The organism is Aminithiophilus ramosus (assembly GCF_018069705.1).
Classification (GTDB): domain Bacteria; phylum Synergistota; class Synergistia; order Synergistales; family Aminithiophilaceae; genus Aminithiophilus; species Aminithiophilus ramosus.
The window spans coordinates 2,780,418-2,807,031 of the sequence record NZ_CP072943.1 but is presented as its reverse complement, the minus strand read 5'-3'; the positions used below and the strand labels follow the sequence as shown (position 1 = coordinate 2,807,031).

20 protein-coding genes and 1 CRISPR repeat array (1 of these 21 running past the window's edge) are annotated in these 26,614 nt (G+C 63.0%); all 20 genes read right to left on the bottom strand.

Translation table 11 applies throughout. The annotated features are described in order from the left end of the window. A CRISPR array of direct repeats spans window positions 1-1,822; the repeat unit is 30 nt; unit sequence GTTTCAATCCCGCAACGGTGCGATTTGAAT; it reaches 15,158 nt to the left of the window's first position. Window positions 1,823-1,993: 171 nt separating this feature from the next. After that, window positions 1,994-2,776, bottom strand: a complete 783-nt coding sequence (cas6, locus tag KAR29_RS12680) for a CRISPR-associated endoribonuclease Cas6 (RefSeq protein WP_274373356.1) — start codon at window positions 2,774-2,776, stop codon at window positions 1,994-1,996. Continuing rightward, on the bottom strand, window positions 2,773-3,480 hold the full coding sequence (locus tag KAR29_RS12675; protein ID WP_274373355.1) for a hypothetical protein: 708 nt from the start codon (window positions 3,478-3,480) through the stop codon (window positions 2,773-2,775). The genes cas6 and KAR29_RS12675 overlap by 4 nt, the downstream gene beginning before the upstream one ends. A gap of 4 nt (window positions 3,481-3,484) precedes the next feature. Further along, entirely contained in the window at window positions 3,485-4,600 is a 1,116-nt protein-coding gene (gene csm5 / locus KAR29_RS12670; protein WP_274373354.1) for a type III-A CRISPR-associated RAMP protein Csm5, read from the bottom strand. Beyond that, complete coding sequence (gene csm4, locus KAR29_RS12665) at window positions 4,597-5,505, bottom strand: type III-A CRISPR-associated RAMP protein Csm4 (RefSeq protein WP_274373353.1); 909 nt, start codon at window positions 5,503-5,505, stop codon at window positions 4,597-4,599. Before csm4 ends, csm5 begins: the two co-directional genes overlap by 4 nt. Before the next feature lie 5 nt (window positions 5,506-5,510). Then, window positions 5,511-6,278, bottom strand: a complete 768-nt coding sequence (csm3, locus tag KAR29_RS12660) for a type III-A CRISPR-associated RAMP protein Csm3 (RefSeq protein ID WP_274373352.1) — start codon at window positions 6,276-6,278, stop codon at window positions 5,511-5,513. Between the two features lie 26 nt (window positions 6,279-6,304). After that, the gene (csm2, locus tag KAR29_RS12655) at window positions 6,305-6,781 is read right to left on the bottom strand and encodes a type III-A CRISPR-associated protein Csm2 (protein WP_274373351.1); all 477 of its coding nucleotides are present in this window, start codon (window positions 6,779-6,781) and stop codon (window positions 6,305-6,307) included. Window positions 6,782-6,804: 23 nt separating this feature from the next. After that, window positions 6,805-9,177 (bottom strand): type III-A CRISPR-associated protein Cas10/Csm1, encoded by a 2,373-nt coding sequence (cas10, locus tag KAR29_RS12650; RefSeq protein ID WP_274373350.1) that lies wholly within the window; start codon window positions 9,175-9,177, stop codon window positions 6,805-6,807. Window positions 9,178-9,301: 124 nt separating this feature from the next. Continuing rightward, window positions 9,302-9,847 (bottom strand): Synerg-CTERM sorting domain-containing protein, encoded by a 546-nt coding sequence (locus tag KAR29_RS12645; protein ID WP_274373349.1) that lies wholly within the window; start codon window positions 9,845-9,847, stop codon window positions 9,302-9,304. A 243-nt stretch (window positions 9,848-10,090) separates the two neighbouring features. Beyond that, window positions 10,091-11,143, bottom strand: a complete 1,053-nt coding sequence (gene cmr6 / locus KAR29_RS12640) for a type III-B CRISPR module RAMP protein Cmr6 (protein ID WP_274373348.1) — start codon at window positions 11,141-11,143, stop codon at window positions 10,091-10,093. After that, window positions 11,140-11,553, bottom strand: a complete 414-nt coding sequence (locus KAR29_RS12635; protein ID WP_274373347.1) for a type III-B CRISPR module-associated protein Cmr5 — start codon at window positions 11,551-11,553, stop codon at window positions 11,140-11,142. The genes cmr6 and KAR29_RS12635 overlap by 4 nt, the downstream gene beginning before the upstream one ends. 5 nt (window positions 11,554-11,558) lie before the next feature. Further along, the gene (cmr4, locus tag KAR29_RS12630) at window positions 11,559-12,455 is read right to left on the bottom strand and encodes a type III-B CRISPR module RAMP protein Cmr4 (protein WP_274373346.1); all 897 of its coding nucleotides are present in this window, start codon (window positions 12,453-12,455) and stop codon (window positions 11,559-11,561) included. A gap of 22 nt (window positions 12,456-12,477) precedes the next feature. Continuing rightward, the gene (cmr3, locus tag KAR29_RS12625) at window positions 12,478-13,620 is read right to left on the bottom strand and encodes a type III-B CRISPR module-associated protein Cmr3 (RefSeq protein WP_274373345.1); all 1,143 of its coding nucleotides are present in this window, start codon (window positions 13,618-13,620) and stop codon (window positions 12,478-12,480) included. Further along, window positions 13,617-15,368, bottom strand: a complete 1,752-nt coding sequence (gene cas10, locus KAR29_RS12620) for a type III-B CRISPR-associated protein Cas10/Cmr2 (protein ID WP_274373344.1) — start codon at window positions 15,366-15,368, stop codon at window positions 13,617-13,619. Before cas10 (KAR29_RS12620) ends, cmr3 begins: the two co-directional genes overlap by 4 nt. Continuing rightward, complete coding sequence (gene cmr1 / locus KAR29_RS12615) at window positions 15,365-16,666, bottom strand: type III-B CRISPR module RAMP protein Cmr1 (protein WP_274373343.1); 1,302 nt, start codon at window positions 16,664-16,666, stop codon at window positions 15,365-15,367. Before cmr1 ends, cas10 (KAR29_RS12620) begins: the two co-directional genes overlap by 4 nt. 71 nt (window positions 16,667-16,737) lie before the next feature. Further along, window positions 16,738-17,877, bottom strand: coding sequence for a CRISPR-associated protein (locus KAR29_RS12610; RefSeq protein WP_274373342.1), 1,140 nt, complete (start codon window positions 17,875-17,877; stop codon window positions 16,738-16,740). A 2-nt stretch (window positions 17,878-17,879) separates the two neighbouring features. After that, window positions 17,880-18,050: a hypothetical protein gene (locus KAR29_RS12605; protein WP_274373341.1), complete on the bottom strand. Its 171-nt coding sequence runs from the start codon at window positions 18,048-18,050 to the stop codon at window positions 17,880-17,882. Between the two features lie 110 nt (window positions 18,051-18,160). Next, a complete protein-coding gene (locus KAR29_RS12600) occupies window positions 18,161-19,564 on the bottom strand; it encodes a sigma 54-interacting transcriptional regulator (RefSeq protein WP_274373340.1) in 1,404 nt (467 codons plus the stop codon). Next, a complete protein-coding gene (locus KAR29_RS12595) occupies window positions 19,561-20,310 on the bottom strand; it encodes a hypothetical protein (RefSeq protein WP_274373339.1) in 750 nt (249 codons plus the stop codon). Before KAR29_RS12595 ends, KAR29_RS12600 begins: the two co-directional genes overlap by 4 nt. A 119-nt stretch (window positions 20,311-20,429) precedes the next feature. Further along, window positions 20,430-25,043, bottom strand: a complete 4,614-nt coding sequence (locus tag KAR29_RS12590) for a hypothetical protein (RefSeq protein WP_274373338.1) — start codon at window positions 25,041-25,043, stop codon at window positions 20,430-20,432. Beyond that, the gene (locus KAR29_RS12585) at window positions 25,033-26,562 is read right to left on the bottom strand and encodes an HD domain-containing protein (protein ID WP_274373337.1); all 1,530 of its coding nucleotides are present in this window, start codon (window positions 26,560-26,562) and stop codon (window positions 25,033-25,035) included. Before KAR29_RS12585 ends, KAR29_RS12590 begins: the two co-directional genes overlap by 11 nt. Window positions 26,563-26,614 lie beyond the last annotated feature (52 nt).

Genomic DNA, 26,614 nt, shown 5'->3' with positions numbered 1-26,614 from the left:
GAGGGCCCTGATGGAGGCGGGAATTTTCGTTTCAATCCCGCAACGGTGCGATTTGAATCGTTGTAGGTCATCCTATGACGCTCGATTAAGTTTCAATCCCGCAACGGTGCGATTTGAATGCGCTTCGAGGCGGCCAACGCGGATTTTTATGCGGTTTCAATCCCGCAACGGTGCGATTTGAATCCAACGGAGAAAGAGGAGGAAGAAAAATGAAGTTTCAATCCCGCAACGGTGCGATTTGAATAAACGGAAGGGGGAAGTAGCGTGAAGAAACTCCCGTTTCAATCCCGCAACGGTGCGATTTGAATCCAGCAGGTGCAGCAAAGCCTACGGGCCCGGGGGTGCGTTTCAATCCCGCAACGGTGCGATTTGAATTGAAAAGACATTTACGACTGGTTCGATGAGGGGCGTTTCAATCCCGCAACGGTGCGATTTGAATCTTCTGCATGCGGCGGCGTGGGCCGCATCGCACAAGTTTCAATCCCGCAACGGTGCGATTTGAATTTTGCCGGGCGCAGGCAATCCGAGGTCCTGCGGGAGGTTTCAATCCCGCAACGGTGCGATTTGAATTGGACTGGGAGGAAATCCCGGAGGAGGCCTGGTTTCAATCCCGCAACGGTGCGATTTGAATAGCTCGATGGTTCCCTCGCAGTACCAGGGAGAGTTTCAATCCCGCAACGGTGCGATTTGAATTCGCCCGGCTCTACGCCTACGACCTGGTTTGTGTTTCAATCCCGCAACGGTGCGATTTGAATGCTGCCGACAGGCTGATGGACGGCAAGGCCAGCGTTTCAATCCCGCAACGGTGCGATTTGAATTCGAGATGGCCGAGAAGGCCATCTCTGAAGCGTTTCAATCCCGCAACGGTGCGATTTGAATAAGGGGAGTTGCGTAGAATGATAATTAATTTAACGTTTCAATCCCGCAACGGTGCGATTTGAATTTGGACCGAATGGAAATTTTCAGAAGGAGAAGAGGTTTCAATCCCGCAACGGTGCGATTTGAATGGGGGGGAGACAAAAAATAGAGGAGGAAGAAAAATGTTTCAATCCCGCAACGGTGCGATTTGAATTGTGATGGTTGCCGGAGTTGAGGTGCCCAGGAAGTTTCAATCCCGCAACGGTGCGATTTGAATCAGTCCGAGGTGCTGCGCGAGCTGATCCAGCAGGTTTCAATCCCGCAACGGTGCGATTTGAATGCCTGGAGCGGCTGGCCCTTGCGAAGGTCCTCGTTTCAATCCCGCAACGGTGCGATTTGAATGACGCCAGTTTCTCCCTGTCCCAGGCCCTTGAGTTTCAATCCCGCAACGGTGCGATTTGAATGGACGATTTGTCGAGACTTGCGGAAGTACTCGGTTTCAATCCCGCAACGGTGCGATTTGAATGCGGAAGTAGCGACAGTGGTTGACGTAGAGCGTTTCAATCCCGCAACGGTGCGATTTGAATGTGACCGATTCCGTGACAGGGGAGCAAATAACGTTTCAATCCCGCAACGGTGCGATTTGAATGACATTTCTGCTGAAATGGGAACGGACGAGGACGTTTCAATCCCGCAACGGTGCGATTTGAATTGAAACGGGATAATCGTGTGTTTGTTGTTGGTGGGTTTCAATCCCGCAACGGTGCGATTTGAATGTCCCGTGCCGACACTGCAAAACAGCTTGGAGGTTTCAATCCCGCAACGGTGCGATTTGAATGCAGTTGAGACGACAGAGGCAGTTGAAGCAGTGTTTCAATCCCGCAACGGTGCGATTTGAATTAACATGTTTTATGACGACCACATGTCCCGTGCCGTTTCAATCCCGCAACGGTGCGATTTGAATAGTTCCTGGGAAGCCGCTGAGAAAGAGGGTTCCGGGCAAGTGAACGAAAGCCGTATTTTATGAAATTTCCGCTCTCTGGCGGACTTCGATCTGACCACACTGAAAGGCTAGGCCCAGAAGCCGATTCTGTCAAGCATTGAGTGATTGGAGCGTTTTGGTCCGATATTGTCGTTACAAATTTCGAGAGCCTTCGTGCCGCACTTCTCCGATGAGGCCGAAGCCGAGGGCGTTTCGACTCCCGAGTCCGCCGTGGTAGAGCAACGAGAGCAGGCGGGGCGATCCCTCCAGGGTGAAGGGGACGAGATGGCCGATGATGACTTCCGTCTCCTTGAACCGGTAGAGCTTGCTCGTCCTCTTGTGTCGCCTCATGTAGTCCTCGTCGGCGGTAAAGAGGGGAGGCTCGGGCAGCGGCGTGCCGAAGAGAGCCTGCCATTTGCGGAGGGCGTTGTTGGCCAGAACCTCGCCGAAGGATTCATCCCGGGGTCCCAGGTAACGGTGTCCCAGCCGGTCGTCGTAGAGGCTGGCCACGAGAGGAGAGAGGCAGACGCCTTTGATGCGGCCGCCGCTGAAATCGGGTTCGGCCTCGCTTCGAACGGACCGGACGCTGGCCTCCATGGGGCCGATGCGGATTTTCCCCGTTTCGCCGAGCCCGTCGGCGACGAGGGTGCTGATTTCGGGAAGGGCGGCGTCGAAAATCCACGTCACCGTGTCGGTGTGGAAGGTGAGCCCGCCGTCGCTGAATTCCGTCGTGCCCGGGCCTCCGTAGAGCTGGCCGAAGGTGAAGTATTTGAAGGGACGGCTCTCCTTCCGCCATGGACTTCCGTCGTGGAGAGCGGCGGCGAATTTCGGGGCTCCCCGGCTGATGAGGCCATAGACGAGGGCGGTCAGGTAGTGCTGGTAATTGACGGAAAGACGGCTTTCGGGCGCGATGGAGAGGGAGACTTCAATTCTCACGGGTCATTCCTCCTTGGCGGCCTGTCCAGATCGAGGCATCCCTGTCCGAGGCTTCTGTCGGCGCCGAAACCTCGGAGGATGGCGTAGTCGAGGATGGGAGCGGCATAGGGGTGAGACGACATCAATTCTACCTTGACGGAACATGTTTCAGGGGCGTTGCCGGTCCGCCGAAGCGTGATTCGCCGGAAGACCCATGGAGAGAGTTCTTCCTGTGGCCGAAGCCCCGTTTCCCCGAGCAGACGGGCCAACTCGTCCTGCGCCTGCCGAAGGTCGCCCAGCAGGTCGAAGGGAGCGACGACGGGCGAGTGACTCCGCAGCGAGACCGTTTCTCTCAGAGGAGCAGGGCGGATCTTCCCGAGGAAGATCCGCCGCAGGAAAGGGTGTCTGCCCGGCTCGGAGAGGATGTGGACGGTCCTTAAAAGCCCCCATGGCGTGACGGTGGGGGTCGTGAGGCTTCGGGCCGCGGCGTAGAGGAGAAGATCGTAAGCCTCCGGTCGCGAGGCGCAGAGGATGAGGCCTCCGTAGCCGCCGCGGGCATCCAGGCCGGGTCCGACTCGAAGAGAGATCTCCCTGTCGGCCGCGGCGCTTCCCGGGCAGGCCGCCTCTATCAGGCAACCCAGCAGGGCGGACCGGACGTCGTGCCTTTCGAGAGGACAGGCCTGTTCGAGGGTGAAGTGGAGGGCGATGCTGCCGATGGCTTTCACGATCTCACCTCTCGTCGATTTTCACTTTGGCCCAGCCAAGGAGATCGCGCGGCTTTCCCCCTTCGCCGACGACAAGGCGGCGCGATCGGGGGCTTCCCGGTGTCTCCTCCGCCTCGGGACCGTAGCGAAGAGCGGGAAAGAGGGAGTGCCCCAGCCAGCCGCAGCCCCAGCCCAGACGCACGACGACCCACAGACCGTCGTCGGTCTCGTAGGATTCCCGCCACAGCTCGGCCAGGCCGTGAGAGCGGAGGAAGCTCTTCTCGAGGGCGGCGACGAGGGCGGATTGATCCTGCAGGGCCGCAAGAAGGTCGTTACCGTTGCGCAGCGTGAGTCTCCGGCCCTTCCTTCGGACTTCGTTCTCGCAACCGTGGAGAAAGGCTTCGTCGAGGGCGAGGTCGAAGGCGAAACGCTGGCCGGTCTGGAGCGTCTCCCGGAAGATGGGTGGGTTGCCGGGGCTGAGGGGGACCATTTCGTCTCCCTTGGCGGTGAAGACGTCGATGGCTTGAAGGGAGAGAGGCGTCGCGTCGAGGGGAAAGGCGTCGCCGACGCGGAGGCCGCGCAAGAGGTCGTTCTGCGGGGCGGGGTGGTCGAGGCTGCGGAAAGCCCTCTCCATGAAGTCGATCCGTTTCCAGTTTTTTCTGCGGATGGCTCCTATGTTTTCGGGAGAGGCACGGTTCATGAGGTCCAGGGTGTCACCGATCGTTTCGTGACAGGCCAGTTCGCGGCGGAAATCCTCGTCTGCGCAGACGGCGGAGACGAGAAGGGCCTGCCTGAACATTCCCTTGAGGCTCGATCCGGGGAGGTAGGGATGCCCGAAAGCGTCACGGATGAAGGGGTGAGCCTCTTTGTTGAGGCGTCGTGAAAGAGGCGGGAGTTTCAGGGGGTAGAGAATGGCGTCGTCGTCGACTCGTGACAGGTCGGACGGTTTTTCCAGGATCCTATCGGGGCGGCAGCCGTCATCAAGACGCCGGAGGATGTGGCCGGCCTTGAGGACGGCGCCTTTTCCGTCGCCGAGGGCGTAGCGGCAGGCGGGGAGGGGCTCGGCGGCGCCGATGTGAAGGGGGGAGAGGGCTTCGACGGTACAGCGGTAGTGTTTGAGGGGGGAGGCGAAGGCCTTCATGTCGGTCTCCTTTCCTGAGGTCGGGCCAGGGCCAGAGCGGGAGGCGCTCCGTTGAAGAAGACGGGGTGTCCCTGGGCGTGGCCGATGACGAGAGTTTTTCCGCGGGGGCGGAAGGGGAGGAGCGATCCGTGGGCGAGGCAGGTGACGGTCGGCTTGAGAATGTCGCCGGTTTCCACGTGGCCTCGCAGGCGCCACAGGGCGTAGCCGCAGGGCGCCGCCATCGATTCGATGAGGGACGTTTCCCTTACGTCGGGAAGGAGGGCTCCCAGCGTGAGGTAGCAGGGGCCCGACGCGTCGAGGGCCTCGGCGACGCCGTCGCCGAGGCTGACGGGGCTGGGGGAAAAGAGTCCCCAGCCGTGGCTTCGTTCGCCGCCGATGCCGCTGTCGCCGAGGAGGGCCAGGGCCGCCTGGAAGAGGGGCTCCAGATCTCGGGGAAGTTGGGCGATCAGGAGCCCGTCGCAGCCGGGTGCGGGGCGGAGGCGTTTCCTGGCGTAGGGCAGGGCCCGTTCGTCCGATCGGTCGATGGCGGCCGAGGTGAGGTGTTCTTCCGCGTAGGGGAGGATCGGGGCTTTTCGGGGAACCTCCCCTACGACGAGGCGGGCGAGGTCATCGAATTCGAGCCATCGGTGTTTCCTGAGCGCTTTGATATCCGTTCCGGCAGGGGGTACGAAATGAGGAGCGGGAAAGAGGGGGCGCTCCCCGTCGATCCAGAGGAGAGAGGAGAGTCGGCACTCGGTGAGGAGGCGGGCGACCTGTCCGTCGTCGGCGAGGCGGGCGGCGCAGCAGCCGAGACCGCCCCAGAGAGTGGAGGCGGTCACGGCGTCGCTCATGCGGTTGACGTCGCCGGAGTTGACTCCGGCCCGGAGTCCGCCGGAGAAGGCGAGGCGGAAGGCTCGGGTCTCCATGTCGGTCAGTTCTCCTTTTTTGCGGCCAGAGTTTCGGCCAGACTTTCACCGATCGAGGCCGCGTCGAGTTCCCTCTCGGTTTCGCTGCCGAGATAGGTCGCGAGGCTGCGGTAGAGGACCTTTTCGATGGAGATGGCGACGCGGCCGTTGCCGCGGCTGCCGCCGCCGCCGAGAGCGTCGTCTTCCAGAAGGCGGAGGAGGGCCTCCAGATGATCCAGGTCTTCGGCGGCTTCTTCGTCGTTTTCGACGGTGTAGAGGATTCGGAAGTCGAAGCGGGCTCCGGCGGGAACGCGCTCGATCTGTCGGGGGTTGGCGGCGCAGGTGAGGCGATCGAGGCCGTTTTCGGTCTTTTCTTCCGTGTAGGGGAGGTTGCCGTCGATCTCCTCGAGCTCGGCGGCGCTGGCCTCGTTGAGAAAGGCGTCGCCGACGATGAGGCGCGAGGGGATGTTGCGCCGTTTTTCGGCCCGAGGGTCGACGGCGGCGCCGAAGAGGCGGCAGACGGGACAGGCGCCGTCGTTGCATTCATGGCGGCTCACGCCTCCTCCGCTGCGGTTGAGGGGCAGAGAGAGGGCTCTCTCCAGGAGGCTGCGGAGCTTCCCCTTGAGGGAGCTCCCGGGGATGTAGGGCCTGTTGGTCAGAGGGTCGCGGATGACGGCGGAATCGACGCCTCCGATGGCCAGGGCCGATTCGCTGCCGCCGATGTGGAGACCCGAGCGGCAGAGGATGGTTCCCTCGATGATGGCTTTGCCGATGAGAGGACGGATCTGGGTCATGGCTTTTCTCCTTTCCCCCTTCGGGACTATTCTCCGCCGCCGTAATAGCGATGGAAGGCGATGAGCGATTCCGAAAGCTGACGGAGACGGTCGAGGTCGCCCATGTCGGTCACCTTGTCCGCGGCGGCGCCGAGGAGCGAGCTCAGCGGTTTGAGTAACGGCCGTTCCCGGTTCGACCCACGGCCTTCGGCGTAGGCCAGGTGGTATTTGATGAGCCGGATCTCGGAAGGTTTCGTCCTTCCCGAGCGGCTGCGGGTGACGTGGAGGACGATCTGGCCGTGAATCTTGCGGAGCTTTCGGGTGGGCAGTACGTGACCGGCCGCCTGACCGAAGGTCTCTCCGATGAGGATGATTCGATCGGCGCCGAGCTGCTCCAGCTTTTCGAGCCTCCTGATGAACTGGATGTGGTCTTCCATGGTGTCGTTGGCGGACGGGGTTCGGTTGCGGGACGGAACGGTTCCTCTTCCGTTTCCTGAGCGGTTGCCGTTGTGGACGTCGGACATGGTAATTCCTCCTTTCCCAAGGATCAGTCGCCGGTGCGGCGAAGGGCCAGGTCGACCCACTGGGCGGCCGTGCAGGCCATGCGGAGTTCGTCGCTTTTCTGCAGAAGTTGCCCCAGCAAGTCCTTTTCCCTTGTGTCGTTGCTCCGTCCTGCGGCATAGGCGCCATGGATTTTCCAGAGCGCGTCGCCTTCCATCTGCCTTTCCCGCAGGGTCATCAGGTGGCGGAGAAAGGCGCGGTCCCCCTTTCCGGCGCGGCTCTGTTCCGCCAGGCCGCCGATCCACGCCTCCAGGCGGGGCAACTCTTCCCTGACGTTGAAGGCCCGGTCTTCTCCGGCCTTTCCGGGGACGAGGGGGACGTGGAAGAAGGTCAGGCTGTCTTTGGTCCTTTCGCCGAAACGGTGGTCCTTGGCGTGGTCTTCGGCTTCTCCGGCCAGTCGGGCCGCCTGATAGACGGGCGTCTTGTCGTCGATAAGGACCAGCCCGCCCGAGAGGGTCACGTCGGCGTTGTCGCCGGTGAAGGCCCGGAAGGCCCGGACCGTGTCGATGGCGAACTCGGCCGCCTCGTTCCAGGCGCCGACGACGAAGAGGTCGTCCCCTCCGGCGTAGACGACGAGGAGGCGCCGTTTCCCGGCGTGGGGTCCGATGAGGCGGGTCTGAGGCGTCGAGGCGATCTGGGCGATTCCCTCGCGGAAGAAGAGGGACAGGAGACGCGAGAGGGTGGCCAGCCGGGAGAGGCTGTAGCGTCGGGTCTCCTCCTGCGTGTCGGGGAAGCCCTCCCGGAAGAGACGTCCCAGGTTGTCCACGTCGAGACGCAGGGCGGCCAGCCGCCGCGCGCCGACGCACCCTTCGTCGAGGAGGGTTTCGATGCGGCTGTCGTAGCTGTAGATCTCCCAGGGCAGGGCGATGACGTTGCCTCCTTCGTCCCGACTCAGGCGCCGAGGCTCGCGGAGGACGAAGGCCCAGGGTGCTCCGGGCGGAATGTCGGAACCTTCTTTGACGAGGCGATAGGGTCGTCCCAGGACGTGGAAATCGCCTCCTTCCTCCACGGGGCAGGCGTATCGGCTTTCGGGACGGGCCAGTCGGCCGCCGAGGCGGACGAAGTCGGCGCAGCGGGGACAGCAGGGGCCGTCGTCGTCGACGAGTCTGTCGGTCAGGCCGCCGCAGATGGGGCAGCTTTTTCGTCCCCTCGTGTCGTCCGCGCCGATGACGCGGCTCAGGAGACCTTTGAGAGGGCGGACCTTGCCGAGTTCCATCTCGGCAGAGAGGCGGCGGTAGGCCTGGCGGACGTCGCCCTCTTTCAGCTCCCGCCAGGTCAGGCGGGTCCATCCGAGAGAGAGGGCGGGACTGCCTTCATCGAGGAGGGCTTCGTTGATGCCGCGATCGAAGGTCCTCAGGTGGGACCGAACGGCGGCGGTGTTGGGCAGGAGCAGCGTGAAATGGCCGCCGCCGACGTAGAGGACCTGCGTTCGGGGGAGGTCGAGCTCGTCGAGAAGCGTGGAAAGGATATGTTCCTGGAGAATTTCCAGATAGAAGGAGCGCGTCCGCAGAAGACGCAGGGCCCGCGCGGTGGAGATGTCGTAGATGAAGCGCTGGACGCCGCGGAGGTCGCCTCCGACGAGGAGAAAGGGGGCGTTCTCTCCTGCCGCCTCTTTGTAGAGGCGGCCGAGGGCCGCGGCGATCTTTTCGGGACGCCTTTCGCCGAGGAGCTCCGGCTTGTCGGCGATGACGGCAACGACGAGGCAGACGGCCAGCATCGCCGTCGTGCGGAGGTGATCGAAGAGGGAGATGTCCGGGTACCGACCGCCGCCGCAGGCCGTGTCGGAGGGAATGAGGGCCGTGTAGCGTTCGAGGGCGCGCAGGAGGAAGGACGTTTCGGCTTTCTTCGTGTCGGCGAGGAGGTCGGCCAGGGCCGACGTTATCTTCGCGTAGTCCGCTCCCAGGGAGCGTTTCGCCGAGGGGGAGGGGAAGGGCAATGTCCCGTCCAGATCGGTCAGATCGAAAAAGGTCGGCCGCCTTTCCTGCCGGGGCCTTCCTTCGAGGCGGATTTCGTCGCAGACGTTGCGCAACGGCGCGTCTTTGTCCCATCCCGTTCCTTCCAGATCCTCCCGCTCCGCGGCGGAGAGGCTGTCGGCCTCGGCGATGGCCGCCGCCGAGAGGGCGTGGCGGGGATCGTCGAAGTCGCTCAGCCTGAGGGCGTAGTTGGGATGGCTGTGATGAAAGCGGGCGGCCCAGGCGAAGGAGGCCCAGGGCTCGCCCAGGGCCTCCAGCCACCGTCCGCCCTGCTCCATGTGGTTGAGTCTCTCCCTTCCTCCCCGTTGCACCGGCTTGCCCACGTCGTGGAGAAGGCCGCCTATGGCCGTTTCGTCGATCAGTCGCCGTAAGAGCTGCTTTTCCAAGGCCGTTCCTCCTTTCCTGTTTCAATGCCGATAAGAAGCGGATGCGCTCTCATGTTAAGTCTTTTAATTGTATTTGGCCAATCGATGAGGCGGTCCCGGCCGGGAAGGCCGGGACCGTAGGGCTTTAGCGGTGGACGAGATAGAGGAGGGGCAGGGCGAGGAGGAGCATGGAGGGGGCGAATCCGACGGAGCATCCGCCGGAGCCGTCGTCGCCGGTATCGCGCGTGGCCTCGTAGATCATGTCGTAACGGTACCCCGTGGAGGACTGGCGTCCGACCTGGCTGAAGCGGATCTTGTCTTCGTTGACGATGGTCAAGGTCAGGGTGACGCCGTCATAGGTATGGGTGCCGCCGCCGATTTCGGGGTTGACGAGCAGGCCGTCGCTACCGTTGGGGTCGCCGTAGCGGTAGCTGTAGGATTCTTCGGCGCCGCTTTCGTTGCGGAGATACCCCTGGACGTAAAAGGATGTGGCCACTTCGAGGTTGTCGGGGCGCACATGGGTGGTGATTTCGACGATGCCGGTGTCGGTCACGGAGATGCCGTTGATGCTCCCCGTTCCGTTGAAGTTCCAGCGTCCTCCGATGCGGGTGATTTCGGCCGCTCCCAGGGCCGCGACGGAAAGAAGCAGGGCTGCGCAGAAAGCGAGGAAAAACAGGCGGTGCTTTTGCATGGTTGACCTCCTTCGTTCAGTGGGTCCAGATTGCTGGAGATGTCCCTGTTCTCAGGGAGCCGGTGTGGTGGTGATCGTTCTCGTTCCTTGGGGGATCGCTGGTCTGCTTTCAGGGGGCATCCCTCCTCTCAAGGAGATATATGCGTTCTTTCGGTGAAGATTTGCGTCACGACAAGGGCCCCGAGCTCAAAGCTCGGGGCCCTTGTCGTGACGCTCTTGTCCGTCTTCGATAGCCGGATTTTTTTACTCGACCTCGGCTTCGAGGTAGGGATTCTGCTGGTTGAGGCTGTTCTGTGTAATGCGGAGTGTCACTTCGTCACCAATGGCGATGTCTTTGACGGAATCGAGGTCTCGGACGATGATGAGGTGCTTTTCCTCACTCAGAGAGAGAAATTCGGCCCTCTCTTTTGCCTTTTTGTTCTTTTTGCCCCCTCGCGCCGTCCCCTGTTCGATTCGCTCGGCGACGATGACGTTGCCTTCCGCGTAGAGATCGGGCTTGGGGAGCGTGACGGCTTCCCTGGCGATCATGCGCCCGTAGCCGCTGCGGGTCTTGCCGCCGATGCCGGTTGTGGCCAGGCTCTCCTCGACGAGCTCCATGGCCAGGTGGAGCCACCGGCGACCTTCGTCGGAGGGGTCGTCGCAGGTCAGGACGACGACGAAGGTCCCCGTCACGGAAAGGAAGCTCACGGGAACGGGCGAATCGAAGTCGGTCGGCGCTTTCGTCCCTTTCTCCCCGTAATAGTCGCCGTGGTGCGGTGTCATGATGTCGCGATGGAGTCGGACGGTTTTCCCTTTCGGCAGGGCGTCGTGGAAACGGAGGTGCCCCCGGTCATCGGTGGTTCCGAAGAGTGTTTCGTAGGCGGTTCCGCCTTCGAGAAAGTCGGGGTTTTCCCTGCCCCAGCGGCTGTGGCAGTAGTGGGCCGCCACGCCTTTGAGGGCGCTTCCGGGAATGAAGGGGATGCCGTAGGTGTGGTGAAGGGCTAGACCCGTCTCGACGGGGCTCGCGATGCCCAGTCCGCAGACGAGGCGCCCCTCTGTCTCGAAGCTCTTGGCAATGACGGGGATATCCTCTTCTTCTGTCCCGAAGGCCTTGAGCCAGCGCCGGAAGAGGGCGTCATAAAGGGTTTTAGCGCGGTCACAGCCGGAGATGACGGCTTCGAAGTGGCAATCCCAGTCGGTGCTGGCTCCACCGGCCTCTTTCTGGGTCTTCAGATAGCGCTGGAGAACGAGTCCGGGGTGCCCGGCACCGGTGATAGGCAGGCTTTCCAGGCTTTCACGAATGGCTGCGATCGTCACGGCTCGTCACCTCCTTCGGGGGCTTTAAGGAGTGTCGCCGCGTAGCGCTTGATCCACCCCGCTCCTTCCAGGGCCTCCCGGGAAAGAAGCAGATAGTCTTTCAGCGGGGCCTTTCGGCTTTCTTCTGCTAGGGCTTCGCCTGAAGGTTTGCCCAGGGTTGCGGCCAGGTCGTCGGCGAGGTCTCCCCTTTTCTTCGCCATGGCGAAGCTCAGCGCCTGAGCCAGTCCGCAGCCGTGGATGAGGGCGGGGAAGGAGAGGGCGAGGCTGCAGTATTTTTTCTCCTCTTTTTCTCTGTTTTCTTTCTCCTTCTCGGATTCATCGGGTTTTTTCTCCGTGCGGTGTCTTTTTACGGCGGCGAAGGCTTTTTGGGCGAAGACCTGCTCTCGGGTTTTGAGCGTTCTCTCCGTCATCGGAGTCACCTCGTTTCGTCGGCGAAGGAGAGGCCGACCCGTCCCCGGCCGACAGTGGCCTTGCCTCCGACCTGGATCAGGGCCTGATCGGTGGCGAAGCGCTGCAGCAGTTTTTCGGCCTCCGGCTGTCCGATGCGGTTGCTGTCGCACCAGACGAGGCCGGCCAGAATCGTCTCGGCCGGCAGGGATTCCTCATACCAGAGGCCTCCGGTGGCGACGGTTCCCTTTTCGCCGTCGATGCGGATGCGGGCGTCGACCTGGGTGCCGAGGACGCAGAGATAGTCGAAGAGGTCGTTGGAGATGATGGCAAAACGCTCGGCGAAGATTTTCTGCCATTCCTCGTCGTCGGCGAAGAGCTTTTTGCCCAGGAACCGGGCCCATTCCGTCGCCGCTGCGTCGGCGGAAGCGTCGCAATCGAGGTCCTGGAGGTAGATCTTTCCCTTCGGCGCAAGCAGGCTCGTTTCGGAAAGGGCGGCCCAGGGGGAATCCGATCCCCTATCGACCGGCAGGGGCGGTGTTTGCATCCCTGCCGCTTCGAGGTCCCGTTTCAGGTTCCTCAGGACCAGAGGCGAGGCGCACCAGGCGAAGGTTCCGAAAAAACTCTGGACGGGGAGGCAGACGAGGCGGGCGTCGGTGAAGACGAGGGCTCCCGCTGCGGCCTCATTGTCGCCTCCGAGGCCGAAGGCCAGTTTTTTCAGGGCCTCCTCTTTTCGCGAGGCTTCGTCGGAGGCGCCATGGTGATCAGCGAGGACGCCTTTGACGGCGCTTCCTGGGACATAGGGCCAATGGGTCGTCTTTTCCCGGACAATGGGCAGGTCGATGTGTCCCAGGCCACGCCCCGCTCCGACGTGGAGGGGCGAAAGGGCGTGAAGCCAGTAGCTTTTTGTCGTGGTGGCGCTCATCGTTCCATCCTCCTTGATGTGGTCAGCACAAGCCCCAGAGGGCCAGTCCGTAGCCGTCCTTTCGGGCTTCCTCGTCGTCGCTGATCGGCTCAAGCCAGAGCGGGACGATTTGCCCCCCGTTGCCTTCCAGGATTTCGAAGAAGTAGACGCTGCCCGCCGGGACGAGGCGGGAGAGGGGCTTGGGCCCGCCCGTCTCGTAAGACCATCCCGAAAGGGGCTCCCACCGTCCGGTGACGGCCGAGACGAGGCGGACCTTGACCGCTGTCCCGGGAATGGTCCCTGTCCCCTTCTCATCGAGCCACTTCGGCTTCCAGCCCGATGCGAAGCGGGCCGGGGTGGCGAGGATCAGCCGCAGATACGTTTTCGGCTTGAGGCCGGAGAGGCTTTCGGTGACCCCTTCGGGGCAGCTCCAGAGGCCGTCGAGGTCCTGTTCTCTTTTCCAGCGCAGGAGCCGTCGCTCTCCGCCGCAGGGGTGAAGGGCGTCGAGCCTTTCGAGGTGAGTGTCGAAATGTCCCTGTCTGTCCTCGAGGCGCAGGGCCAGATCGATGCCTCGAAGGTCGAGACCCGTCGACGAGAAGAGCATGCCTTCCTCGGCGGCGCCGCTGGCGCTGTCGATCCTGACGTGGATGCGGTCCTCTTTGGGAGGGTGGGCCAGGTAGGGCATTCCCTCGTCCAGCTCCTTCGGGTCCGGCGGAATCGGGGAGGGCTCTTCGCCGCAGAGCCAGCGGGTCATGATGTCGATGGACCAGAAGGCGGGTGTCGGAGCCGGTTTGAAGTTGGCTCCCTCTTGCATGAAAGGCAGTTGGTCGGCGCCGAAATCGGTCCCCTCGCCGTCTTGCAGCTTCTGGGGGAGCAGGCGATGGACGAAGCGTTCTGTTTTTTTCCCGTCCTTCTCTTCTCGGATGAGGATGTCCTTCGGGGCCGGGACGAAGAGCGTTTTTCCCCGAAGCGGCAGGGGACCGGCCAGGGAGAGGCTTTTGAGCTGGGCGATGAGGTCAGCGTCGAAGACGCCGCCGGTTGCTTTGCCCAGCAGGGTCCGCAGCGATCCGGCCACCGTCGAGGGGCGAAGCCAGTCGAGAGAGTGCATCCGCTGCCCGAAGCCGAAGGGGCGGCTGTCGCGGGCGATGAGGGGGTCTCGGGCGATGGCCCTGAGGGTGCTTTTCATGAGCGCACCTCCTTCGGCGGCTCGCCTTCGGCCAGATGGCGGGCGACGAGCAGTTCAAGGACAAGGTCTTCCAGATGGCGGGCGGAGGCCAGCTCTTTGATATGACCGGCCATTTTGTTTTTCAGCGTCTCCTTTTCCGGATCGGAAAGGCGAAGCTCCTTGCGGCCGAAGACCCGGGAGATGTCCCCCATGAGGGCTTCGGCCACGTCGTCGCCACTGTCCCAGTTCTCGTAGGTGCCGACGAGACGGCGCAGTTCGTAGGGGTAGCGGGAGGGCAGTCCGCCGGTGGCGAAGAGTTCTTTCCAGTACAGAAGACGCTTGTCGAGTTCCGATCCCCACTTGCCCCGGACGGCGATGGGGGCGTTGCCCCGGGACCGGACGACGACGGCCAGACCGTCTCGGTCGGGCTCTTTGGCCATCCGCTCCGCTTCGTCGGCGAAGCGGAGCAGGTCTTCGAGGGGCTCCAGAAAATGGCCGACGGCGATGCCCACGGAAAGAGTGGGATGGTCCTCTTTTTTCAGGGCTTCCTTGGTTTTGGCGAAGCTGTCGGCAAAGCTTTTGGCCAGCTCGCGGGCACAGGAAAGACAGGTCTCCAGGGGCAGCAGGGCCAGAACGTCGTCGCCGCCGGCGTAGACGCAGGCGCCGTCGTGTTTTTTGACGATCTCGCGGGCCTGGCAGGCAAAGGCGGCCAGCTCGTCCGAGAAGTTCTGGTGTCCCTCGATGGTGGTGAGGGTGGAGATGGCCTTGCCCATCTTGTCGCCGTCGGCCTTGACGATGGCCAGATAGGGAAAGGGCTCGCCGAGCTTTTCCGTGAGGGCCTTCAGGGCCTCTTCGAGGAGGGCGGTGTCCCAGCCTGTTTCCTCTTTGAAATCTTCCAGACGTCCCGGAAAGACCTCGCCCTCATAACGATTCCAGCCATTTTTGCTTTCCGAGGCGCCGATGGTTGCGGCCCAGGCGTCATGGAGATTCTGCATCAGGTCGAGACAGAGAGAATCGGCGGCCTTGAGCCAGGGGGTGGCGGCGATGCGGTCGACGGGAGAGAAGGTTTTCCTGTCTCCGGTTTTGGGTTCGGCGGCACGTTTGATGAGGCCCATGGCGTCGAGGGCCTCTCCCCGTTTGAGACGGAGGCGGTAGCGTTCCGCCTTCCCGATTTTGCCGTTTAAAAGGGAGGCTTCCATGTCTTTGCCGACGAGCAGGGCCTCGTTGCGGCCGTCGAGAGAGGATTTGAGGCCGGGCCGGGGCGGCGACAGAGGAGGGGCGAAGTCCCGCACGTTCTTTCTGGCCGCCATGAGGGAGGCCAGGCGTTTTCGGGCCTCGTCATAGTCGGCGTCGCCCTTGCAGGGCACCCAGGCGGCGAAGAATTCCAGGGCGTCGGAGAGCTGGGCGCGCCAGAGATTCTCATCGATGACGTTGGAGAAGCGGGACAGGACCTGGTCGCCGTAGCGTTCCAGGCACGCCTGGGCGGCTTCCCTTGCCTTGCGGGCCGCCTCTTGAGGGTCATCCACGAGGGCGATGATGACGTTGGCGACGTTCGGTTCGTCTTTGCCGTTCAGGGCGGACTCGTTGGGAAAGATGAGCGGACTGTCGCCGTTACGGACGGGGCGGGACGTTTCACGGACGGCTCGGGCCGCTTCGAGGCAGATTTCGGAAAGCAGGCGGGAGCCGAACCAGAGATCGCGCGTCCGCCTGGCGGCGGCGATGAAGGGCTGAACGGGTCCGATGGAGAGGTTGAGGAGATAGGCGGTCATGATGTCACCTCCCGGAAGCCCTGTTCTTTCGCGAAGGCGATCAAGGCTTCGATCGCGTCGCCGCGAGGGGAGCGGTTTTTCAGCGGCGACTTGTCGTAGGTGGCCGAAGCGGGGGTGATGATCTTGCTTTGCTGCCCTTGCAGGAGATTGCTTCCCTTCAGGTGCAATTCCAGGTTGTCGGGAAGAGGGGCGTTGAGAACGGCGATGAGGGCGACGGCTTTCGTTTTGTCTGTCGCCAGGGGTTTGACGATCACCGGGCTTGCCATGCGGTCTTTCTTCTTTTTATCCTTCACGGGGTAGAGCTCCGTGTCTTCCGGGTCAAGACCGTTTCTCCCGCTGTCCTTGAAGTGGGTGATGATGGGCAGGCCGAAGGAGGCCCGTGGGAAGGCGCAGGGTTTGTTGGGGTCCGGCTCGTGCCGACGGTCATGCGTTCCGGCCACGCGGCGGATGGCGTCGGCCTCGGGCCAGCGGGAACGGCCGGGCCTGTTCTCTCTGCCGGGATTACGGCCAACCCCTTCGCCTTGGCGAAAGTCTTTGTAGAGCTTGATGACCTGATCCCAGATCCGGACGGGGTCGTCGGATTTCTTCTCGATAAGGACGGCTCTTCCCAAAGTCGGCCAGGGAAGCGAACCGGTCTTGGCGCCGTTGAGGTTGCCGAAGTGCTCCTGAAGCCAGCGGGCCAGATTGTCCTGGGTACCGGGAGAAAGAGTGGGGCAGTAGAGAGAGCCCGCTCCTTTTCGGGTTCGGGCACCCAGTCCGCCGAAGCAGATCCAGGCACGGATAGCCTGAAAAAGTTCGGATCGCGCTGATTGAGGCCCGCGAACCAGAAGCGTGAAGGAGCTCCCTTTCATGGCCTCCCCTGGTTCTTGCGTCACTCTTCCGTTTGTTTTTTTCCCCTGAAAGGGGAAGAGGGCATAAGAGGGGAAGCCGTCGTAGAAGCTTGGGAAGTTCTTGTCTGGAGGGAAAAAGGCACAGGGAGAAGGAGATTCCTTCTGCCACTTCGCAACAACCACGTAAACGCTGCTCGCCTTTTTCGTATCTCCCCACAGCGCCGATTCCCGCTCGTAAAGCTCTTGGGATGACGCGCAGCTCCGCCCGGCCGTGGCGCGCCACCAGAAGCGCAGATGGCCCCTGATGGACGTTCCCCGGATGGGGTTTGTGGCGTCAACGACTCCGGCCGTCACGCCTCCTCCGAAAAGGGGCGTGACGACGTGAATATCGAAAGATTCCTCGAAAAACTCCTCCTGTCTGCCGGGAGACGGTTTTTCAGGAGGAGGGCCGCCGATGGTGCGTGCCATGAACGATCACTCTCCTTCAACGGGGTCACAGAGGTTTCTGACACCTGGGAACGGTTTTCCCTCGGTTCTGCTCAGAAGCCATGAGGCAGCAGATCTTCGAGGATGAAGGTCTGGCCGTCGAAACGCCCGCAGATGCGCCAGGCCCCTCCTTCGGCCCAGGCGTCGATTTCATGGGTCGCCGGCGGGCAGGGGTTGCCCCTGAGGGGTTTCAGGTCGAGGCGTTTGAGATTGGCCCGCACCTTGCCGCCGCCTTCGAGGTGGCGGGCCAGGTCGTCGAGGCGCTCGTTGAGGTAGCGCCGGTATTTGCCCTCCGAGAGAGTGGCGGCTTTTTTTTCGAATTTGTCGGTGTAGACGATGAGCGGCGAGGGGGAGGGCCAGAGCCGCTCTTCGAATGCGGCCGTGCGGAAGCGGTCCCAGAGCATGCGGCCCCAGGGAGAGAGTTCGCATTCGTCACCCAGGCGGTAGAGAAGGGTTCCGGGGATGGACGTGCACTCCGAAGCGGCAAGAGAGCCCCGGGCCAGGCGGCGAAAGAGAGTGAGGTTGTCCCGCATCAGGGTTTTGGCGCTTTCGTCGAGGTCGATGGGGAGGCGGGGGATGTGAAGGAGTGTCCGCTCGCCCTCGAAGAGGTAGACGCTCTCGTCGGCGTGGAACATCCCCAGGGTCTGCATGAAGCCCTGGAGGCTTTTGAAGCCGCCGATGAGGTTGAAGACGATGCGGTAGCCGCTGCTGCGATAACCGGGCAGGGTGTTGGCGCACCAGGCAGCCAGGTTGGCCATGCCTTCGTGAAAGTCTTCCACCCGGGCGGCGTTGAGACGGTCGATCCTGAGGGTTTCCGAGATAAGGCCCTTCTGCCGGCTCCAGTGAGCCAGGGTTTCGGCAACGGCCTCACCCTGGTAGGTGTCGGTATGGAGGAAGATGTGGTGGCCGCCCTTCGCCCGGGAAAGGTCCTCATCGTAGAGGCCCAGGAGGCCGTTGAGTTCGGCGCTTAAGTCCCGGGCCTCACCGGGTGAGGCCTTCGCCAGGCTGTCCCTTTTTTCCTTCAGCCGATCGTCGATGAAACTCCGGTCCGTTGCGGCCAGGGTTTTTCCCGTGTCGTTGGCGGTCCTGCGGAGCAGTTTCCTAAGTTCGTCAGACATGGGGCCGTTGGTGAGCAGGCTGGTGCCGCAGGTCGAGACGATGAGTAGGCGTGTCGGGGTTCTGTCGGTATCCATGGTCAGTCTCCTTTCCGGTCGGCTTCGCCTCTCGGGTGGAGGCGGAGCGCTTCTCGCGTCTCCAGCCGGCCGGCGCTGCGCTCCGCCTTGGAGCGGAAGCGGTGTATCCGGCGCCGGCTGCGGCTGTTGGAGGTCCCATAGGTCCAGGAGAAGATCTTTCGTCTGGCCTTCATGACTTCACCTCTTTCGGGCCCCCTGGGAATGGGCGTTTTTTCGGAATTCAGGGGCCTCTGAGGCTATATATGGATTCTTTGAGTGAAAAGTGCGGATGCCATGGGTCCCTTCATCTCAGATGGCGCAGACAGAGAATCCGGCTTTCCTCGGCCTCGGCTCTTTCGATGGCTCTGGCGAGAACAGTCCGCAGGTCGCGGAAGTTGCCGGGATAGGGTCGGCTTTCCAGTTCGCTGACGGCGTCGAGGGAGATGCGCTCGACGGTCCGTTCCCTTCCTTTCGGGGGGTTCACGTCGTCGGCCTGGAGGGTGAGGCTGATGAGCAGGCGCAGGTCCTGGCGGCGCTCCCTCAGGGGCGGGATTTCGACGATTCGGTCGAAGCGGTGGAGCAGGTCGGCCCGGAATCGCTCGTCGTCGCCCTGGGCCCAGTCGCGGACAGGGCGGTTCGTGGCGGCAACAACGACGGAGGGGGCCTGGAAGGGGTTCCCGTTCCAGCCCGTGGGGCGGACCTGTCCGCTGTCGAGGTAGAGGAGCAGGCGGGTCTGGTGTTCGGGGAGCATGTCGCCGATTTCATCGAGGAAGATGACCTTGCCCCTGTTGGCCAGGAAGGCGCCGGGGCTGTCTTGGGCGTCGGTGTAGCTTCCTCTGACGGAGCCGAAGAGTTCTCCGTCGATCAGCTCGCGCCCGACGGCGGAGATGTTGACGCGGTAGAGGCTGTTTTCGGCTCCGACCAGGAGGCTTTCGGCGATCCAACGGGCCAGGAGGGTCTTGCCCGTTCCCGTTTCGCCCAGAAGCAGCACGGAGGGAATGCGGCGCGTCCGGACGCGCCGATCCTCTTCGGATCGGGCAAGCGCCTCCCAGTCGATGCCTTCTTCTCCCTCCTTCAGAGGCAGAGGGCTGTCGCGGAGTTCGTCGAAAAAGGACCGCTCGGAGGCCAGGCGTCTTTGCACCGAGAGGATGGCCCTCTTGAGGTCCGACGCCATCTGTCTTGTGGCCGGGTCGGCGAAGAGGCTGACAAAGCCGGGGTCGATTGTTTCCTCCAGAAGGGCCTTCCATCCGATGGGCTTGGAGAGCCCCTCCTCCTGGAGTTTTTTCCGCAGGAGCTTTCTGGCGGCTTCCTTGAGGACTCCCTCCAGGAGGGCCGATTCGTCGGGGTCGGGAAGCTGCTCTCCGAAGAGGCGGGAACCCCTGACGATGCCGACGATATCGTAGTCGAGGGAGCGGAAGGCGCTGACGACGTCGTTGTTCCATTGGCCGCGGGGGTCGTCCTTGTCGAGGACGATGAGCGTCGGCAGAGGAGGCTCCCAGTTTCGCTTGTGGCTCAGGAAGTCCGGCGCGGCGACGAGGAGGTGGGGCCTGACCTCGCTCTCGCCGGTGACGACGGTAAGTTCAGTCGCGGCCATGTCAGGGTGTTGCTCCGTCGCCGAGAGGGCTTCAAAGTGCTTCCCGAGAAGTTGTCGGGCCGTCTCGAAGTCGTTCCATTCGATCTGGACGACGAGGGGCGTCTTATCGGTCATTGCAGGGGCTCCTTCCGTTTCGTGGGACGGTTGTCCGCTCTCAGTTCGGCAAGCCATTTGCGCTGCAGCGTCGACTCTTGCGGCTGCTGGAAGGGGATGACGGTTTCCTTGAGGGGGAAGGCTTCGGCGGTGATGCGGCCCAGGTCGCGGCAGAAGTTTTCGACGGCCTCCGGCAGCCAGGTTTTGACCTGGCGCCATGAGACGGAAGCGCGTGCGTCGAGGCCGAGTCTTTTACGGATCGTCTCCTCCAGCCAGGCCGTCTTCAGATATTTCGGGAGCTCGCCTTCGGCGTTTCCCTGGTCGGCGAGGAGCCGGGCCAGGGGAAAGAGATGTCCGTCCAGGTCCGTCATGGCCTGCCCTTCGAGGTTGGCCGAACCGGATCTGTTATCCGTGAGGCCGTCGATCCAGGTCGACTGGGCCAGTCCCTGAAGGGCCTGAAAGTCGCAAAAGATCGGGTCGACCTCGGGCAGTCGCTTCAGGAGCGTCTCCACGGCCAGGCGAAGCTTTTCCCAAAAGAGCGGTTTTTTCCGGGGAAGGCGGCGTCCGCACCAGAGCAGGCATTCGCCGTCCCAGAGCCAGATGAGGTTCAGCCGGAGCCCCTGATGAAGCTCTTCAAAGGGATCGGGCTCTTCGTCGGTCGGCTCGTCGTATTCGTCCTCTTCCGTCTCGATGTCGTCGCAGTCGGGCTCCTCCTCGATGATTTCCGGGAGCGGGTCGTCGAAAGGGGCGATTTCGTTGAAGCCCATCAGCCCCGGTCCTCTCTGGTGCCGGGAGGCGGATGTCCTGGTTTGGGGCGATGGCTCCGGAATTTGAGCAGGGGCGGGTTTTTGCCTGGTGCTTCGGCCAGGGCGCATCCGTTGAGCGGTCATGGCTGTTCCCCCCTTGTTTTCAGGCTGACCGGCCGGAGCAGGACGGAGCTTTTCAGGCCCGAGAGGTCGTCCCGCCTGCCGGGCTGGAGCTTCTCGTCGAGCCGCTCGTAGGCCAGGGCGGCCAGCCAGCGTTTCTCGTCGTCATCGGCCCATGCCGCGAGCCCTCCCGGGGCTCTCAGGGCGATTTCGTAGTGGATCAGGGCCTGGGGCAGGTTGTTCCCTTCGTCCTCCAGAAGGCTCAGAAGGTCGGCGATTTCCTCAGGCAGGCTTCCTTTTTTTCTCCGGTTCAGAAGGAGTTCCTCCAGCCGGGCTGCGCTGCTGACCTTGGAGCCGACGTCGTGGAAAGCCTTCATGGAAAGCTGCGTTCCCCGCTCGCCGATGGCCATGGCGGCGTCGAGTCCGACGGGGCGGCCGATTTTCTGAAAAGCAGGCCTGTCGAAGGGCATGAGAGCCCGGTCGGCGCCGGCACAGCAGGCGCAGAGGCCTCTGCCGGAGGTGCTGCAGGTCAGAGGGCTTCGCAGGACCAGGGAGCCGCCGTTTCGGGCCATGTGGTCGGCGAGGTCTTTCTTCTTCGACAGCCTGCCCTCTTTCCAGTAACCGAGGATCGCCGAAAGGTCGTCACTGTCGAGGAGGCGCTTCATGCCGACGGGACAGCGCCCCCAGGCGATTCGCGAAAGGCCCCGGCCTGGGTCAGCCTCGAAGAGATCGAGAGGATCACCGCCTGTGGCGAGACGGATCCTCTCTTGCCCCTCAGGTCCGTACCGGAAGGAGAGGCTCAGACCCTTTTCGGAGAGACAGTCGTCTTCGGTGATGCGGCTGTCGTAAAGCCCTTCGGCGAGACGCCGGGCTAGGTAGCCGCCCTGAGCGACGAGGAGTTTTTTGGAGGCCATGGCACGGCGGGATTCGTAGCTGTAAAGGAAGAGGTTCTTTTCACTGAGCCCCTCCCAGAGGCAGGCTGTGATCCATGCGCGGGCGAGGTCGGGGCCCCCAAAGTCCTCGATGGCGGCGGCCTCCTCCTGAAAACCCAGGCAGCCCATGCCCTGAACGAGATCCGAAGGTTTTCCCTTGGCCTTGCCGGAGATGAGGCGGACGAGGTCCCCGTCCTCCTGCCTTTTCAGGAAGGTCTTGACGGCCTCTTCCATTTTCCACCGCAGATCCTCCCAGCTCCGACGATGATGAGAGATGCCGTCGCCGGAGAGGTCGCCGGCGGCTCTGTCGCGGCATCGGGGGGCCTCCTCCCGAAGTTCGGCGAGGTTTCCGTCGTTCCAGAGGGCCTCCAGTTCGAGGGGGCCCAGGGAACAGGAGGCCGTCGAGGCTTTTGCCAGCTCGGCCTGAAGAGCCCCCAGGGTTTCGGCGAGGTCCCCGGCGCTGTGACTGCGGCAGAGGCCCAGGAGAAGATCGCTCAGAGAGGCCTTTTGCTTCTCCTGGGCCTTGAGACCAGCCTGAGTGAGCCAGAAGAGTCGTCTTTGTCCGCTCAGGGCGAGCCAGCCCAGGGCGAGGTCGTTTTCTGCCGAGAGAGCCGGTGCCCCCGTGCCGAGAAGGCCCGGGTGAAAGACGAGGCTCCAGGAGGAGAGATCCTCGAATCCCTCTGGGGGGACGACGACGGCCATGGTGTCGCCGTCGAAGTCGGCGTTGTAGCCCGGCGTGGCCAGAGGGGGGAGGCCGATGACATTCTCGTCGTGACAGCGGACGCGGAAGGCCTGGGCGTTGTGACGATGAAGGCTGGGTTGACGGATCAGGAGGACCCAGAAGGGATGTTCGTTCAGAGCCTCGTTGAGCCTCCGAAAAAGATCGGCCGTGCCGTCGCCGCGGCGGAGAGATTGCCAGTCGCTCTCGTCAAGACCGGCGGCGTCGATGAGTTGCCGGGCCGACCCGTGGCCGTCGAGAATGCGGGCGATCATGGAAGCGGGGAGAAGGGTTTCGTCGGGGCGGAGTCCGGGTCGGGGGACGATGACGGCTCTTCCCGTGCGGTTGTAGCGTCGCCCCAGGAGGTGTCCTCTCAGAAGGCCTTTCTTCCCCTTGAGGAGGCCGACGAGCTTTTTGCGGTAGTTTGAGAGGGCGTCGAGGAGGTCCTCCAGATTCTCTCCCTTTCCGTAGGCGAGGGACAGCAGAGCCGTCAGGACCCGTCGGATGGAGGCGGTGTCGTCGAGAACCTCCACGATGGCCGGGTCGAAGGGGAAGCCGTAGCGGGGTCCGGTGGAGGCGTCGGTCCAGGCGAGGAAGAAGAGGAGCCCTTCGAGGGGGATGGTGTCGTCGTTCTCGCCGTCCTGGGGCTTCCGGGGGAGGCGGGCCAGCTCGCGCAGCGGTCCTACCATGGGGTGCTCGGCGCCGTCGACCTGGGATCTTTCAAAGAGGGAGAGAAGCCGGAGGATCTTTCCCCGAGACGGCAGTCTCTCCGGCTTGCCGGTAAGCCGGAGGAGGGATGCGGCGAGGGCCGAAGGCAGTGAAGGGACCGCTTCGGAAGGAGTTTCGTCTTCTCCGGCCGAAGCATCCGATGGCGTCGTTTCTGGGAAAGCGGCAAAGTCGAGCAGGTAGAGAGGCTCCTCTGCGGAAGGGTTGGCCGGACCTTCCCGGCGAGCCTCCGCCTGAGGGAGCTTCTGCATGATCCCTTCCTGCAGGGAGAGAGGCTCTCCCCTGGTGGCGGCCGTGGTGATGCCGTTGTCGTCGGAGACGATATCGAGCCCGAGGGAGCGCAGGATGGTGCGAAAAACCCGCCATGTCCGGTCGGGAGGGCTGTTCTGTTTCCGGAGGGCCGTCAGGAAATCCTCGGCGTCGACGGTGCCGTCGTGGCTGAGGATGGCCCAGTTTTCCATCTCTCCCAGCCTCTGCCCCGAGAGCGTACCCGCCTTGATCGGCTCGGAGAGAAGGGTGCTTCTGGGGCCGCCGTCTCCGCGGGCCTGAAGCTTTTTCGCGCTGTGGTGATGGAGTCGGCAGGTGTACTGGTAGCCGCAGAAGGCCCGGCCCTTTCTGCCGTCGCCGCAGTCGATCTCAAAGCGTCCTCCTTCGTCGGTGCCCTGTCCTTTGAGATCGGCCAGCCGTTGACGCCAGTTTCTGTCTGTCTCCGACGCGATATCCTCCGTAAAGAGCGACTGGACCATTTCGGCGATCTGGCCGAAATTCTTGCGCCCGATGATCGAACAGGGGGAGATGATGAGGTCGATGTCGCGGCGTTGGCCGTCGATGAGAGCTTGAGGCGGTCGGTCGAGAATGGCTGTGACGACCCCCTTGTTACCGTGGCGCCCCGTGATCTTGTCGCCGATGGCGAGGGGACGGTTCAGACTGAAGCGGTAGAGAAGGCGAACCTCCAGCGGTTGGCGGCGGGTCCGCCCCTTTCCCCGGGGCCGTCCCTGAAGGAGGCGGACCGTGACCGAATCGAGCCGTGCCCTGTCGTTCCAGTGATAGCGCCTCGGTTGAAATCCCAGAAGGCGGAGGGTCGGCGGCAGGGGGAGCGGGTCGTCGAAGCGGCAGCAGCACCCGACAAGGGCGTCGACTTCCCGCTGGAGCTCTTTTTGCGTGAGGGTGGCCGGAGAGCTCTCTTCGAGGAGGAGCGTTTCCCGCTGTTCCAGCGTCGCCTCGGGGAGGGCCAGCCTCTCGGCGAAAGAGCGGGAGACGACAAGGCCGTCTTCGTAGGTGAGCCCTTCCCAGGGCATGACGGCGACCAGGGCGTTGACGCCGAGATAGGGGAATAGGCGGCCCTTCTCGATCGCCTCGCCGCCGAGATCCAGTCGCCGGAGACGGTGCCCCTCGCAGTCTCCGGGAATGCGGGAGGGTTCGCCCCGGATTCCCGCCTCGGCCTGCTTGAGGTTTTTGCCTCCCATGAGGAGACGGGGGCCGTCGTTGTGGCGGCCGTGGGGGACGAGGCCTACGGCCAGGGATAGGCGGGAGCGGCCGGATCGGATGGCCTTGTCCTCGATCACGGCGTCGGCGGTCAGGTGGAGCTGGAGGCCGATGCGTTCCGATTCGGGAGTGTGATAAGGGCAGAGGCGCCCTTCGTGGCTGTGGTGGGGACGTCGCAGCGGGCCGTCGCCCCGGGGATTGAGGGCGATTTCGACCTTGCGGCGCTCCTCCAGGCGCCGCAGGGGATTGCCCGTCAAGGGGCTCATCAAGGCCAGGCTTCGGCTTTTGCCGGAAACCCAGAGAGAATTGATCACGGCTTCGAGCCCCAGAAACCATTCGATGCGGGCCTCTCCCTCCCGGTTGAGCTTCCGGGCGAAGCGGCCCCAGGCGTTTTCGACGAAGTCGGACCAGGTCGAAACGATCTCCATCTGATCCAGGTCAGCGACCCCGTTGAGCTTGAGCGATTCCCTGTCTTTGCTTCCCGACGGTTTGAGACGGGCCCTGTAGCTGAAAATCCGATGTTCTCCCTCCGGCAGGCGGAGGACGTCTATCGTCGGAATCAGCCAGCGGAGCCCCCATTTATCCAAGCCGAAGGTGTGCTTGGCAGCAGATCCCGACAGGAGGATCTCCTGACGCAGCAGGTCCGGTCTGTCGGGAACGGGATTTCTCGGTCCCCTTTTCGCCGAAAGCCGGCGCTGGCCCCGGAGGCCGGCCAGGCAGCGGTCGATGACCTGATCGACTTCGTCGAGCCAGGCCCTTGAGTCACCGGCCATCGCTTCGTTCTCCCATGACTTCGGGCTTCAGGCCAAGGGACTCCAGGATGTCTCCGACGCCGCCCGGCCGTTGCTTGCCTCGGGCCTGGTCATCCTCTTTCCCCGAAAGCTCCTCTTGGATGCTCTCGCGGACTTTTTCCAAAGCTGCATTGTCCGGACGGAGTTCATTGTTGGGCCAGATGCCGATGGTGACGCCCTTGCCGTCGGCGGAAGGCATGGGGAGGACAAAGCCGACGGCCTGGTGTTTGCGGAAGTGAAGGAACTGCTCCCACTTGAAGGCCACGCAGTTGGCCAGCGAAAGGGCCTGGATTTTCTCGAAGTCTTCGTTGATGAAAGCCCAGTCTCCGGAGCCTTTGAGAGCGATGAGATCGTCGAAGACGGCGGTGTAGATGTCTCCGGTCAGCGCTTTTATGGCTTCCGCCTGATCCTTAACGCGAAGAGGGTCCTCGATGCGCTCAGAATCGATGCGCTCAGAATCGATGAGATCTCTAAGTTCGCACAGTTTGTTGCCAAGTTCGGCAGGAAGTTTCGTGTCAAAGAACGCCAGTTGCTGCCAGAGGGCCTGGCCTTCCTTTTCCGTCCGTTTCTGGCGGGCCTTCAGGTAGACGTCGTCGACGGTTCTGTCAGCCTGGACGTCGCAGCCGTCGACGACGCGAAGCAGGGCGGCGCAGGCCAGCACCTTGGGGATCGAGAGGCCCCAGGCAGCGATTTTCCCCTTTTTGGCCTCAAGTACCTCTTCCAGAGGGCGCAGCGTCTCGTTGAAGTGCTCGTCGCCGAAGAGGAGCTTCCCCACCTGAGAGACGGCGCCCTTGGGCTGTGCCGTCTTCTGCTCTTTAAGCAGATGGGTGTAGCCCCGATGGTAGGCGCAGACGAGGGGTACCAGTTCCCGAAGCATGGGGGCCAGATCGCTGCCGTCGTCAGGGAGGAGGTCTTCTCCCTCGGCCAGGATCAGGTCTCTTGAGAGGAGATGGTGGACCTCGCGCACCGACGAGGGGAAAAGGCCTAGAGGGAAGGCGCCGCCTCCGCTGGGCGTGACGGGAAAGGCCAGAGCCGTGTGGCCGATGTCGTGGAGGTAGATGGCGGTGACGAAGAGGGCCAAAGCCTTGGCGTCATTCAGGCCCACGGCCTCGACGTCTTCCGGGCGTGCCGACCGGAAGACGTTGGCGGCGATTTCCATGAGCCGTTTCGAGTGGCGGCGGCTGTGTTCGACCGTTTCGGGGATCTGGTCGCCCAGCCAGAGTTCGGCCCACTCGTTGGCGATGCGCCTCTCGATGTACGCGGCAAGGGGTTCGCCTCCAGGGCGGCGGCGGATCTCGTCGAGAAGTCCTTGTCCGACGCCGGAGGCTTTGCGGCGGTTCCTGTCGTAGTGATCGACGAGGACTTGGGCCAGGTGTAAGGGTCTGACGGAGTCGTCCTCTTCTGCGGAACAAAGTCCCCGAACCCAATCGGGAAGAAATGTGATCTGTTCTTTCGTGAGAGGGAGGGTATCGCCGCTGCACAGGCCCCTTAGAAGGGCCATTTCATCGTCAAGTTGCCCCAGGGCGAAGGAAAGGGGGAGGGGCAGGAGGTCC